The sequence below is a fragment of the Metabacillus idriensis genome, assembly GCF_009674765.1.
Classification (GTDB): domain Bacteria; phylum Bacillota; class Bacilli; order Bacillales; family Bacillaceae; genus Bacillus_P; species Bacillus_P idriensis.
Window position 1 is genome coordinate 50,209 of sequence record NZ_WKKF01000012.1, and the last position, 13,172, is coordinate 63,380.

A 13,172-nucleotide genomic window follows, 5' to 3' on the forward strand; every position below is an offset into this window, starting at 1 on the left:
TTTTTGTATTTACCAAAATTTGATGGAACTTTATAATCCAAGGAGAAGGTGATATTTAACATTTGGATGTTCATCCGTGAAAATAACTAAAAACAGAACGATCGTTGCAATCTTATCAATCATTCTGTCTCTGCTTGTTTTTCCGCTCATACATAGGATAGAAGACAGAAAGTCACCGCTACTATGAGCAATACATAGAAAGTATCCTTCTCATTTGGAATCAGGAATGGGAATAGGTGACAGAGGACATGTTGCTAATTGGCTAAAAGTGAAACACTATCAGCTAAAGACTGCAGTGAGCAGCTCAACGTAAACGAATGACGGTGCTGTATGGAACCATAATGAAAAAGAGGCTGAGAATGAACTCAGCCTCTTTTTCTATTCTTCTTAATTTTGAACTGCTTCTAGCAGCAAGTCAGCAATATGAACAGCACGCACCTTGTCTGACAAGCCTTCCCGCTCAATTCCAAGTTTCATTTGCAGCAGGCACCCGGGGTTTGCTGTTACGATGGTTGCGGCATGAGTGGCTTTTGCGTTTTTCATTTTGGTATCTAGAATCTGCATTGACATTTCTGATTCGACGATATTGTAGATTCCGGCTGAACCGCAGCAGCTGTCGGCGTTTTTCATTTCACGGTATTCAATGTTTCCGATTGCTTTTAAAAGCGTACGGGGTTCTGCGGATGTTTTCATGACATTTCTTAAATGACAAGAGTCCTGATAGGTGACTGCCTGTTCAGGCAGTTTTAGCTTCATCTTAAAGAACTCAAGTTCAACCAGAATGCTTGATAGGTCTTTGAGCTTGCTTGAGAATGTTTTAGCCCGCTCTGACCATTTTGCATCGTCTTTAAGAAGATGATCGTAATCAATTAAAAAGGCTCCGCAGCCTCCTGCGTTTGTAATAATGTAATCAACCTGCAGGTCTTCGAATGCTGTAATGTTTCGTTTGGCAAGGTCTTTAGCAGCGTCTTTTTCACCACTGTGCCCATGCAAGGCTCCGCAGCAGGCCTGGTTTTCAGGTATGACAATTTCACAGCCTGAAAGCTGAAGCAGCTTCATAGTTGCGTCATTTGTTTTCATAAACATCGTGTCCATCAGGCAACCGGAGAAGAAGGCAACACGTTTTCGTTTTTCCGGTTTAGCAGGCAGATAGGTCGGCCGGTTTTTCATTTCCTTCAATGTTGGGATTACCGGAAGCACTTTTTCCATGGAGGATAAACTGTCAGGCAAAAGCTTCATCATGCCTGAAGAACGAACGGCGCGCTGCAAGCCAGAACGCTGGTAGAATCCAATTAATCCTGTTAATGTACGCATGCGTTCCTGATGAGGGAACAATCCTTCAAAAACGGCTTTACGGACCGTTCGTACAGGCAATGAATGCTTTTTGTTCTGATTAATAATATCGCGCGCCTCTTCAAGCAAGTGGCCATAATTTACTCCTGAAGGGCAGACAGGTTCACAGGCTCTGCAGCCCAAACACATATTGAGAGACTTTTCTACGTCTGCATCAGGTTCTACAATTCCTTCTGCAACTGCTTTCATCAGTGCGATTCTGCCTCTCGGAGAATGAGATTCCTGAAACCCTGACTCAATATAGGTCGGACAGGTCGGCAGGCAAAATCCGCAGCGCATGCAGTTAAGAAGTTCATCCTCGTTCATCCGTTCCTTAAATTGCTCTTGAATGGTTTCGCGTTCCTTTACAGTTGTCATCTTGAGACCACCACCCGTTTTCGCGAGTCTTTGGCAAACATTTTGCCTGGGTTCATAATGTTATTTGGGTCAAGTGAATGCTTAATGGCTTTCATGGCGGCAATCCCTTCTTTGCCTGCCTTCAGCTCAAGGTACGGAGCTTTCATAACGCCGACTCCGTGTTCGCCTGTAATGGTCCCGCCAAGCTCGATTGCTTTTACGAATATTTCTTCGAACGCTTTTTCAACGCGCTCTACTTCTTCATGATTTCTCACATCAGTCAAACACGTTGGATGGAGGTTCCCATCTCCTGCATGACCAAATGTGCAAATCGTGAGCCCGTATTTTTCCGCAATTTCATTTGTGGCCAGCACCATTTTTGCGATTTCTGACCGGGGCACAGTTGCATCTTCCAGTATCGTTGTCGGTTTTAGTCTGGCTAATGCAGAAAGGGCGGAGCGGCGTGCCGTCCGGAGACCATCTGCTTCTGCTTCGGATTCTGCTACCTTAACCGAAACGGCTTTTTCCTCTTCGCAAATGGCAGCCATTTTTATCATATCTCTTTGGACAACGTCAGTAGGTCCGTCCTGCTCAATTAAAAGAACTGCTTTAACATCGGTCGGCAAACCGATTTGAGCAAAATCCTCAACTACTTTTAAGGTAGGCTGATCAAGGAATTCAAGTGTTGTCGGAATGATTTTATTTGCAATGATTTTTGAAACGGATTTTGCTGCTGCTTCTAAATCCTGATAGAGAGCAAGCATCGTCATTTTATCCTCCGGCACAGGAATCAGTTTAAGAATGGCCTTTGTTACAATTCCGAGAGTTCCTTCTGATCCTACGAAAAGACGGGTTAAATCATATCCTGCTACGTCTTTTGCGAGTTTTCCGCCGGTTTGGATAATATCTCCGTTTGCCAGAACTACTTCCAGTCCCATGACATAGTCGCGTGTTACACCATATTTCAGACCGCGGAGACCGCCTGAGTTTTCATTGATGTTTCCGCCTATAGTAGAGATTTTCATTGAGCTTGGATCAGGCGGATAGAACAGGCCTTTTTCCTCGACAGCATGAATGAGGTCAAGGGTGACGACTCCAGGCTGAACAGTTGCAGTAAGGTTTTCCTCATCAATTTCTAGAATGGCATTCAAATGTTTAAACAAAAGGACAATTCCGCCTTCAGTCGGGCAAGTGCCTGCGCATAGATTGGTGCCGGACCCTCTAGGGACAAGCGGAATTTGCTGCTCATTGCAAATTTTTACGACTTTTGAGACTTCTGCTGTATTTCTTGGAGCAATAACAGCGTCAGGAAGTGATTGAAACTGCGGTGTTGCATCGAAGGAATACACGAGTCTCCCTGCTTTTGAATCATCATAGTTTTCAGCTCCAACAATGGATTGGAGCTTTGCTTTTATTTCTGCGGGTATCATCCAGTTCTACCTCCCTATTCATGTGAAAAGTACTTCCTTTTATCATAAATAAAAGACGAAGGATAAACTATGGATAATCCTACAAGGTTTAAAGGGTATTTGGTTCATTTTTTGGATAATCATCTAAAAAGAAAAAGGCAAGAAACAAAGCAGTCAGGTCTTCAGAATGTCTCGGGTTTAATCCTGTAAGCTGCTCAATACGCTTTAAACGGTAGTGAAGGGTGTTGATATGAATATGAAGATGATCTGCCGTATGTTTGAAGGATTGGTTATGGTTAAGAAATGTCTTTAAAGTATCCAGTAATTCCCGATCTAGTATGATCGGTGCGATGGTCCGGCTCACAAACTCTTCTCTGGTATCTTTTTTGATGTCCTTCAGGAGCATTTCCAGACGCAATTCCTCATCAAAAACAATTGAATTCGTGTTCTTGGCTACTGTTAAAGCACGGTCAGCCTGTTCAAATGAACGATAAACTTCTGCTGCTGCAGAGTGTTGCCCAACCCCCATGGAGATCTTAAGCTGATATCTTTCACTTAAATAACGGCTGATTTGGATGGCAAATTGCCGGGTGCGTTCTTTGTTCTCCTTTGCCGCCTGCAGGATCACAAAGCGGTCATTGCCCCAACGGACAAACACATCTGTACTCGCGTTCATGAATGTCTGCATGATGTCATTCAAAATTTCCTGGCTAATCAGCGCATCTTCGCGTCCTGTACAGTGGCCAATCATGACCTGCCTGTCCGCAGACAGGTCAATTCCAAGGAGTTCTGCCTGATTCAAAAATGCCTCAGACCATTCGGACTTTTGGATCCAGTCAAAAACGAAAGCTTCAAGAGCCCTGGTTCGCCATTCAAACTGCTCAGAATAGTACCGTTCATTCATAAGAAGCTCGGTCATTTTTTTCAGAATTTCTCCAAATGGGGAAACATTGTCCGGATCTCCGGTAATCCCGATGACTCCTGCAATTTGATTCTGGAAGAAAACTGGCAAATTAATACCTGATTTGACCCCGGCCAGCACTTTATGATCTTTCTCTGTAATAATGAGCTTCCGTTGTTCGCGGCAGCAAATAAGCGCTCCTTCATGAAACGTGCCTACTCTGTTTTCATCTGTACTTGCGATGATCGTCCCGCTTGTATCTGCCACAATTAACTCTTCATCTATAAGGTGGTTCATTTCTGAAATGATGCTTTTAGCTAACGAAGGTCTGATCAAAGTGCTTCCTCCAGTATTAATTGGTGTGTATATTTTAGCATGTTTAAAGTGTTTCATGAGTATGAAAGGAATTTTGAAAGGGAGTGGGTAAATAGTTCAACTATACAAGGAGCAATTGTATGGTTAATCCCTTTTTTCAAAGTTATTAGCAGGCTAGTTGAATAAAATAGCGAATGTAATAGATTAGTGCACATTGAAAAATAATTATGGAGGTGTCTTATGTGAACAGCCCTATTTTAAATCAAATCGGAACGGTCTTTATTCCAGTTAGAAACATCGAGAAAGCACGAGATTGGTATTGTGATCTTTTAGGTTTAGAAACTGATGGAGAAATACAGTTCGGCCATATTTACGTAATGCCTATGAAGAGTACTGGGATCGTTTTAGACAGCAAGATTTATTCAGAACAAAACATAATAAAAACTCCCTTATTTCATTTCAATACAGAAAATATTGAGGAAGCCTATACCTATATGAAGAAAAAGAAGGTTGATGTTATATCTGAAATTGAACATCATCATTATTTTAATTTCAAAGATCCAGATGGAAATCATTTGATGATTTGTAAGTGTTAATTGATATCAACAATCGGGCCATTAAATTGAAGAACCAGCTTATCGAAGAACTTTTCTTAAGTGTCAACTAGGCTCTTATCCCTTTCTCGACAATCAGACAGACTCTCCAGTGAGTCTGTTTTTTACTTTAATTTAAATGAACAATAAATTAAATTATTTAATGTGTAAGTTAACTTATTGAATAAAAATATAAATTTTAATAAATAATTTTAAATGATTATTTAAAAATTGAAAGGTATGGTGTAAGATATGATTAAACGAAAGAAAGGAGAACAGTATGGCATATCCTTTACTCACTAATTGTCCTGTTTGCAGGAAGGCGCTTAAAATTACTAAGCTGCAGTGTAACCATTGCCAGACAACGGTAGAAAATGAATTTGAAGTTTCAAGACTGGCGGCTCTCGGTCAGGAACAGCTGCATTTTATTGAGATTTTTCTTAAATGCCGTGGAAATATTAAAGAGGTCGAGAAGGAGCTCGGAATTTCCTATCCGACTGTCAGAGGAAAATTAGATGAAATTATCTCTGCTTTGGGATATTCCTCTCAAAAGAAACCGGAAGTGGATAAGAAAAAAATTGTATCGTTATTGGAAAAAGGCAAAATTACGGCAGAGAAAGCCATTCAGTTATTAAAAGAGGGGGAAGAATAATGAAGGATGAAATTTCGAGAGTCTTAACGCTGATGGAGGAAGGAAAGATTGATAAGGAAAAAGCAAGTGAATTAATTACTATTTTACAAGGTAAAGATCAGCCGGAGCCAGTGACAATAAAAAAAGAAGTCCCATATGGATATAAAATGTTAAAGATTCGTGTGACCTCCGATGAAGGTGATAATGTAAATGTGAATTTACCGATTAATCTGGTAAAGGCTGTTTTAAAAGTAGGTACAAATATTGCTGAAAAAATACCTGAGGCAGAAAAATATGTAAAAGATATTAACGTTGACCTGCTCATCGAAGCAATTGAAAACGAATTGGACGGACAGATTGTTGACATCAACTCGGCCAATGGTGATAAAGTTTTTGTGGTAATTGAGTAGATTATGTTAAAAGTCAGGGTGAAAGTAAAGGATAAACGATTCTCCATTCCCGTTCCCTATGAGGTTTTAAATTTGGCTAGTTTTATTATTACATCAAAAAGGATTATTCGCCTAATAAATAGAGCAATTGAAAAGGATGGCAGCAAATTCATCTTCCCGGAAATTGAAAGAAATGATTTGAAGCCGCTGCTGCAGGGATTTTCAAAGCACAGTGGAGTTATCCTTTTTGAAACGAAATTGAAGGATGGAACAGAGGTAGAAGTAAAGCTTTAACTAAAACTTCTACATCGCATTTTTTAATGGAAACAGCTTCGTCTTTTTGTGCCTAATCTATAGGATTAGAAATAGCATTCAGCCAATATAAGAAACTAACAGTGTTTTTCTGATTTTCTGTTCAGTACCAATACTGACTATAGCACCCATTTTCCACTAAAGGTCGCTTTTCTTCGATAAGACAAGATAGATGATATTCAACAATTGGAGGCGTTAGTCCAAGAAGGGAGTGACGCTCTTTTTATTGAATTCTATTTTATACTCTTAATAATGGCTGTAATTTGTTGAGGTGATATAAGTGGTGACGTTACGAATAAATGTCTCCCGCAGAAAGTTAAAATGAAGGAGGCGTTAGTATGACAATCACATTTGAAGAAACTACTCAACTAGAAGTTCAAGCGGTCAAAGCATTGTATGATGATGTAGAATGGTCAGCCTTTACTAGGGATATGCCTAGGTTGATGGAAGCAATTAAATGTTCTCTGAAGATTATCACAGCATGTATTTTCCGCCTATTAGTTGTTTATAGGTTTATTAATATTTTTGACCTTGGTTATAAATAATAAAACATGTTAATCCTAATTAACATGTTCAAATCGTTTCATTTTTTCTTTCCTGAAAAAATCTCCATAATAAGGGTGAATTATATGCGCATGTTAAGCATGTTTATTTTCTTATTAATGGGTACTATCATTCTAATTTTGTTTATAGATATTATCCAAGGCAATGAGACTCTTGAAGCTTTGTTTAATCTTAAAAATATTTTAAAATTAGCAAGAGGAGAGGATTATTTTCTTATTGCTGTTTTTATCATTCTCTTTTTTTGGTTATTTTGGTCGCATATTCGCGGTAAGAAATAACTTCTTTTTTTTATCCAGTACCTTGTTTTGCTTTTCCTCTTCCTCTTATGAATGCAGTAAGTAATAACAGAAGGGGAATAACGATTTGAAAAGGGACATGTAGAAGGTACGGTACGATTTTAAGTCCTTCATCTAAATGACTTTGGTAACCGGGAGCAATCAAAATCGACGAAAGGAAAATAATGGATCCTGCGAAGTAGGTTGAAATCAAATTAGGTTTTAATTTGAACAGATTGTTCATTCCGATTACTGCACAGAGGAAAAAGGCTGCAATTTTTATAAATGCCAAGATAACAACTAATAGTATAATAAAGGTATCTATACGCTGGATAAATCCAGCGATATTAATATAACTGACTGCTGTTAGTGCAGGAAATGCAGATCTCGATAACACATCAGTTCCCAGGATGCAAATTAACAATAGTGTGTTTAATGTTAAAAATAACCCTACAAATACAACTGCCATACTGCCAACCTTCAATAAATTCGTCTGTTTATTTAAATAAGGGAATATCATAGAGAATATGACTAATTCTCCATAAGGAACCGTTATATTTAATGGAATGATTTCTTTAATGACTGGCTTCCATCCTTCAGCAAGTATGGGTCTCACATTATCCAAATGAATTAAGTCACCAATGATATACAATATATCTATTATTACTAAAGTGAAAACAGCTACAAAAAAACATATGCAGGCTGCTCTTGTAAAAACTTCTATTCCAAAATTAACGGTGTAGATTAAAACAAACATCATACAAATACCAATAGTAATAATCGACGTTTTATTATAAACAGAACTAATGACTAATTCTTCAAAGTCTCGTAAGACTCTTGAAGCTATGTAAATAAAATAAATGATGTAAAGATAACCAATTATACTGCCGATGTACTTTCCCCAAATTTTCCTTGCATACTCTGTAAAGGTTAATTGCGGATAACGCTTATGGAGCTGTAAATAGACAATAAATAATAGCAGTCCTATTATAGGCGAGATAAGAGTTACGATCCATGCATCTTGTTTTGCTCCACTGCCTAAATCTAAAAAAATGGCAGTACCAAACATGAAAAGAACCATCGTACAAAATAATTGAAAGCCATTTATTTGCATTTTTGACAAACGTATCACCTCTTTGCTTATTTTTCTTCATATGGATTCGTTAGCAGACCTGAATCACTGATAGAAGCATTTACTTGAACATCGATTTCTGCACTGGTGAATATTTTATTCCATTCTTTTTTATGTTTTTTCCAATATTGAGGGTTTTCTTTTGATAGATTATTTCCAAATCCAAAGACATCTGTACCTGCATCTTGTGAGATTTGAATGGTTTTCTTTACTTGGCTTTGGACTTCCTTTTTTAGTTTTTCTTCTAAATTGTTTAATACTTTTATGTTGTTAATATTAATATTGCAATTTGTTTCACCAATATCACCGTTCAATGTGATAGTAACCTTTAAAGTGGGACGTGGGTCTAAAACCGTTTGAAGCGTGCTCTTACTTTTTTTGATCACAAGCGTTATATACTTATCTGTATCACATAATAGTGGGAAGGAAGTAATAGCTACTTCTGACAGGATTAAATGAGCAGTACGTGCCAGTTCTCCATCTAACCAATCAACTAATTTATCTTTGTTAAAAATCGCCAAACCATTTACTTCTATAATGGTTGGTTTTATATCCTGCAAATTGTCGTTTTGGTTTTTAGACGATAATTCCTTATTTAATTTAACCCCGGTTAACAAAAGGTCTGTACCTTCGGAAGATAACGCAGAAATGACTTCATGTACAGGCGTGACCTTTGAAATAGCATACAATTTTTGATTGTTTTCACTTGTACTGATAATGCTTTTTGTAGGATTTGATTCAATAGGTTCAACTACCCCTAAAACATTTTCAGCAGTCGAACCTCTTGCAATAAAAACAGGCATATACGTTCTTGCCGTTTCACCGCGTTCTAGGCCGTCAAACATTAAATTAAGTCCGTCTCTTGCTACCGCTTCACTAATAATGATGACACCTAAATGTGAGACCGTATTCTCTCTTGGAATAATCGCTGATGCCATCGTATATGCTTCAAATAATGACCTAGCCTCTATAGAATAATTACTAACTGGTATTCCGGTTGAAGTGTCCCCAGAAATCTGACTTGGATTTATCACTTGATAGGTAACTCGGTAACCATCATTATTTTTAAGGGATTTATCTATTCCCATCGCTATAATCAACCCTACTTCATTTAATTCTCTATAGTTGGAACATCCCATGAGCAGCATCATGCACAATACCAATGTGAAAAGTTTCTTCATTTTTGATCCCTTCTTATAGTTAATAGACTTTATTTTGATTTCTTTAGCAATGAATGGATTGGAAAACGAATTAAAGCATCTCTTTGGTCTCTTATTCTAAAAGGAGCAAAAGGGGCGAAATAAGGTATACCAAACGATCGCAAGCTGCAAATATGCATTAAAATACATAATGAGATGAGTATAATTCCGTAAAAACCAATAAATGCTGAACTTAAAATAATGATAAACCGCAATCCTCTTGCCACATTCACTATGTTTGTATTCGGGATGGTAAAACTGCTAATAGCAGATGTGGCAACAATAATAACAATTGCAGCAGAAACAAATCCAGCCTCAACTGCTGCTTGTCCTAAAATGAGGGCTCCAACAATGGAAACAGCAGGGCCGATTGCTCTGGGCATACGCACTCCAGCCTCTCTTAGGACTTCAAAGGCCAATTCCATAATTAATAATTCGACGATTGCCGGAAAGGGGACCTTTTCTCTTTGTGCCATTAGCGAAACTATTAAAGTAGTTGGTATTAGCCCATGATGGTGTGTAATTAAAGCCAAATAGATAGAGGATGCATACAGGTTTACGAGAAATGAGCCAATTCTCATTAATCGTAAAAAAGAACTCAAAATATTGTTTTCATAATAATCTTCTGGTGATTGAAAAAATTGGATGAGATATACAGGTAAAATTAAGACAAATGGAGTTCCTTGAATGAATATAGCTACCCTGCCTTCTAATAAATTTGCTGTAATTACATCAGGTCTTTCTGAATTTTGCAGAAGAGGAAAAATGGTTTTTCTATTGTCGCGAATTGCTTCTTCTATATAGTTGGATTCAAGAATTCCGTCACTCTCTATTTTGCTAAGCCGAGACATAACTTCCTTAACTACTTTTTTATCAGCAATTTCTTCAATATACATAATGGCGATACTTGTTTTAGTTATACGTCCGATTTTTTTACGTTCAAGTCTTAATTTAGAATTTTGGATTCGAGTACGAACTAATGCAATGTTTGTACTTATATCTTCCGTGAAACTGTCCTTTGGTCCTTTAATGACTGTTTGAGTGGTTGGTTCAGAAATGGGCCGGGACTGAATTTTTTGTGTTCCAAGAGATATTGCTTTATTATTTCCATTTATCAAAATCATAGTTTTTCCTTCTAATATGCCATCTATGAGATCTGACCATTGTAAAATAAGATTAATGGAGGTTAGAGATATAACTTCAAGAAGATGATCTGCTATATCTATTGTGTTTCCCAAGTTTTCGATTTCTTTAAGATATTGAATAATTGGCGTGACCACGTTTTCATTTACACTTTGTTCGTCAACCATTCCTTCGATATGTATGATGGATAGATTTTTAGGGAAATTGAGTTTCCTTATTGATAAATCAGCGCTTTTTCCAAATTCTCTTTCAAGGTTTTTTATGTTTTCATCTAGATTCTCACTAATTTGAAAGACATTATTATTCCGAAACACGTTAATTCCCCTTTTGATAAAATCCAATTATTTGAACCTTATTATGTTTCCCTGAATTATTTTAAAATATGAAAGGGGATTTATGCTGATAATTTCTTCTGAAATGATATCCAAAATTAGATTTGAGTGAATATAGAAAGAGTATATAAAGTCAAAAGACTCCTTCATGGACTATTACCGGCAGCTGCTTGAAGCAAATATAATATTGCTGTTTTTCTTTTCTTACTAGGTGAATACCTATCAAAAAAAGGCGTCGTCCCTTCCATTTTTTTTTGGAAGAGGACCCGCCTTTTTATATAAAATATAACTTTGTATAAGTGCAAAAACTAGAGAGTTTTGAATCGTTTACAATTTTATTCGTATCTTTGATATTTGTCATCATTCAACCCCTTCTAAAAAACCACACCCAAATATGGGAGTAGACTTAATCATTCTGTTAGGATTTACTATTGGACGATAGGATGCCGCAAGCTTTTCTGCATCCATTGTGGAAGTTATCTTGTATGCGGCAAAAACTTCTTTTGCATCTCTGATTTCCTGTCTGATTCTCACTACTTCAAAGATAGATTCTAAATTCAATTAAGTAAGAATCTTCGTCAAAAGTGCATAATAATTACAATGGAGCAGTATTTCTCTTCTGGTTACTTGTCCTGAACCGTGTTCTCTCCAGTAATAGTCAAGACATGCCGCTATTGAATTTATGTTTCACTAATTGGATATTTAAAAATAGATTGATTCATAAAATTTTTCCAATTGGTAAATTTAATAAAAACAGATGGGCTAGGAGATGAAAAGATGAGTAGTTCAAATCAAATACCAATTACTTCTTCAGAACTAGGGAACTTGTGGATGACGTATCAAGAAAAAACAATGATTATGAGATTTCTGGAATACTTTCTGGAATACGTTGAAACAGACGAAACGCGTCAAATTCTTCAATCTTATTATGAAAGATGTACTGAAAGTGCAGAGTTTGTGATATCTATTTTTCAACAGGAAGGTGCGGCTATTCCAGTTGGTTTTACTGAAAATGATGTGAATAAAGGGGCTCCCAAGTTATTCGACTATATGTATGATGTCATGTATTTACACATGATGGCTAAAGTAGGAACTAATCTTTACGCGCTATATTCGACTATGTCTTACCGTCAAGATTTAAGAAAATTTTTCAGACGTTTAACATCGGAAGCACAAGAAGCATATGATCAAACCACAAATATTCTTTTAGAAACTGGGGTCCTTTCTCGACCCCCATATGTTTCGATGCCAAAAGAAGTGAAATTTGTAAAGGATAAAAGTTATATGTCCAATTTGGATTGGTTTAGTAATAAAAGATCTTTAAACACTATTGAGATCTCTCTTATTCATCATTCGATTGAGACAAACCTCACGGGGATGCAATTAATGATCGGGTTTGCTCAAGTAGCCCATAATCAAGAGGTACGAAATCATTTTATTAAGGGAATGGAACTCGCAAAGAAAATTGAAACATCGTTAGGTGAATTTTTACGGCAAGACTATATTGAACCACCAGCCACTCATGCAGGAAAAGCAACAAGTTCAACTATCGCACCTTTTTCTGATAAATTAATGATGTATAATACCAGTTTGTTAAGTACATTTGGACTCGGAAGTAATGCACTTGGCGGTGCCTTTAGTTTACGAAGTGATCTACCTGCGAAAATGGCGATTCTTGCAAAAAATATTTTTGATTTTGCAAAACAAGGTGGAAAAATTATGGTCAAAAATGGTTGGATGGAAGAACCGCCACATGTAGAAGATCGAAGTCAATTGACAAAAAGATGAGAATTATAATGGGAACACAGCTTCCTATTTTGATTTTATATGAAAGCGACAGAGGCATCCTTGCGGGGATGTTTTTTTTCATTCTATTTAAGCGGTTAACGATTTTTACTTATATTTGCTTTTGAATATCCCATGGTGAGATTCAGGATTGTGGTTTCTGGCTGGCATAATTAGTTTTATTCTTTCTTTTTTTGTAATAGACGAAAAAGCCATCCAGAACAAATAAAAACAGAAAAAAAATGAAAACAGCTAATTCTGGAGTTTCCATTACTAGAAAGGGATTGACAGCATTAAGCAGTGATGTCTTTAATTCAAAGCCTTGAAGCATGTCTATCCCAAATGAAATCCCGGTTAACATTATTAACATAATTAGTGGAACACCAAACATTTTCACTATTTATCACTCTCCACTGCCTATTTTTTTTATCAAATTTCCATAACATTAGGAAAAAAATACTAAATACTGCATAACATTAACGTTCGTTGAAAATCATAAAAAA

The 13,172-nt window shown here is 36.9% G+C and carries 15 protein-coding genes; 7 read left to right on the forward strand and 8 right to left on the reverse strand.

From position 1 onward, the window contains the following. Positions 1-387: 387 nt before the first annotated feature. The 3 genes from GJU41_RS21005 to GJU41_RS21015 all read right to left on the reverse strand — a co-directional run bounded on the left by GJU41_RS21005 (position 388) and on the right by GJU41_RS21015 (position 4,335). Positions 388-1,710 carry a (Fe-S)-binding protein gene (locus GJU41_RS21005; RefSeq protein ID WP_070875674.1) on the reverse strand — a complete coding sequence of 441 codons (1,323 nt, stop codon included), beginning with the start codon at positions 1,708-1,710 and terminating at the stop codon, positions 388-390. Beyond that, positions 1,707-3,119: a glycolate oxidase subunit GlcD gene (glcD, locus tag GJU41_RS21010; RefSeq protein WP_070875673.1), complete on the reverse strand. Its 1,413-nt coding sequence runs from the start codon at positions 3,117-3,119 to the stop codon at positions 1,707-1,709. Before glcD ends, GJU41_RS21005 begins: the two co-directional genes overlap by 4 nt. A gap of 88 nt (positions 3,120-3,207) precedes the next feature. Continuing rightward, positions 3,208-4,335 carry a CdaR family transcriptional regulator gene (locus tag GJU41_RS21015; RefSeq protein WP_154319477.1) on the reverse strand — a complete coding sequence of 376 codons (1,128 nt, stop codon included), beginning with the start codon at positions 4,333-4,335 and terminating at the stop codon, positions 3,208-3,210. Between the two features lie 221 nt (positions 4,336-4,556). On the opposite strand from GJU41_RS21015, the gene GJU41_RS21020 reads away from it, so the two are divergent. The 6 genes from GJU41_RS21020 (at position 4,557) to GJU41_RS21045 (ending at position 7,081) form a co-directional block, all read left to right on the forward strand. Continuing rightward, entirely contained in the window at positions 4,557-4,910 is a 354-nt protein-coding gene (locus GJU41_RS21020) for a VOC family protein (RefSeq protein WP_070875671.1), read from the forward strand. Between the two features lie 277 nt (positions 4,911-5,187). After that, on the forward strand, positions 5,188-5,559 hold the full coding sequence (locus GJU41_RS21025) for a DUF2089 domain-containing protein (protein ID WP_070875670.1): 372 nt from the start codon (positions 5,188-5,190) through the stop codon (positions 5,557-5,559). Beyond that, on the forward strand, positions 5,559-5,948 hold the full coding sequence (locus GJU41_RS21030; protein WP_070875669.1) for a hypothetical protein: 390 nt from the start codon (positions 5,559-5,561) through the stop codon (positions 5,946-5,948). Before GJU41_RS21025 ends, GJU41_RS21030 begins: the two co-directional genes overlap by 1 nt. Positions 5,949-6,020: 72 nt before the next feature. Continuing rightward, positions 6,021-6,221: a hypothetical protein gene (locus GJU41_RS21035; RefSeq protein WP_224771128.1), complete on the forward strand. Its 201-nt coding sequence runs from the start codon at positions 6,021-6,023 to the stop codon at positions 6,219-6,221. 356 nt (positions 6,222-6,577) lie between these two features. Then, positions 6,578-6,784, forward strand: coding sequence for a hypothetical protein (locus GJU41_RS21040; protein ID WP_070875667.1), 207 nt, complete (start codon positions 6,578-6,580; stop codon positions 6,782-6,784). 84 nt (positions 6,785-6,868) lie between these two features. Further along, the gene (locus GJU41_RS21045) at positions 6,869-7,081 is read left to right on the forward strand and encodes a YczF family membrane protein (RefSeq protein ID WP_070875666.1); all 213 of its coding nucleotides are present in this window, start codon (positions 6,869-6,871) and stop codon (positions 7,079-7,081) included. Between the two features lie 10 nt (positions 7,082-7,091). Here the strand turns inward: GJU41_RS21045 and GJU41_RS21050 are convergent, their stop codons facing one another. From GJU41_RS21050 to GJU41_RS21065, 4 genes are all read right to left on the reverse strand, one after another. Beyond that, complete coding sequence (locus GJU41_RS21050; protein ID WP_224771143.1) at positions 7,092-8,192, reverse strand: GerAB/ArcD/ProY family transporter; 1,101 nt, start codon at positions 8,190-8,192, stop codon at positions 7,092-7,094. Between the two features lie 26 nt (positions 8,193-8,218). Next, the gene (locus tag GJU41_RS21055) at positions 8,219-9,391 is read right to left on the reverse strand and encodes a Ger(x)C family spore germination protein (protein WP_154319479.1); all 1,173 of its coding nucleotides are present in this window, start codon (positions 9,389-9,391) and stop codon (positions 8,219-8,221) included. A gap of 29 nt (positions 9,392-9,420) precedes the next feature. Continuing rightward, on the reverse strand, positions 9,421-10,866 hold the full coding sequence (locus GJU41_RS21060) for a spore germination protein (protein ID WP_224771129.1): 1,446 nt from the start codon (positions 10,864-10,866) through the stop codon (positions 9,421-9,423). A gap of 378 nt (positions 10,867-11,244) precedes the next feature. Continuing rightward, a complete protein-coding gene (locus tag GJU41_RS21065) occupies positions 11,245-11,445 on the reverse strand; it encodes a hypothetical protein (RefSeq protein WP_154319480.1) in 201 nt (66 codons plus the stop codon). A 216-nt stretch (positions 11,446-11,661) separates the two neighbouring features. Between GJU41_RS21065 and GJU41_RS21070 the strand changes: the two genes are divergently transcribed. Continuing rightward, the gene (locus GJU41_RS21070) at positions 11,662-12,672 is read left to right on the forward strand and encodes a DUF3231 family protein (protein ID WP_154319481.1); all 1,011 of its coding nucleotides are present in this window, start codon (positions 11,662-11,664) and stop codon (positions 12,670-12,672) included. Positions 12,673-12,814: 142 nt separating this feature from the next. Here GJU41_RS21070 and GJU41_RS21075 read toward each other — a convergent pair whose 3' ends face one another. Next, the gene (locus GJU41_RS21075; protein WP_224771144.1) at positions 12,815-13,060 is read right to left on the reverse strand and encodes a YczF family membrane protein; all 246 of its coding nucleotides are present in this window, start codon (positions 13,058-13,060) and stop codon (positions 12,815-12,817) included. Positions 13,061-13,172: the final 112 nt, after the last annotated feature.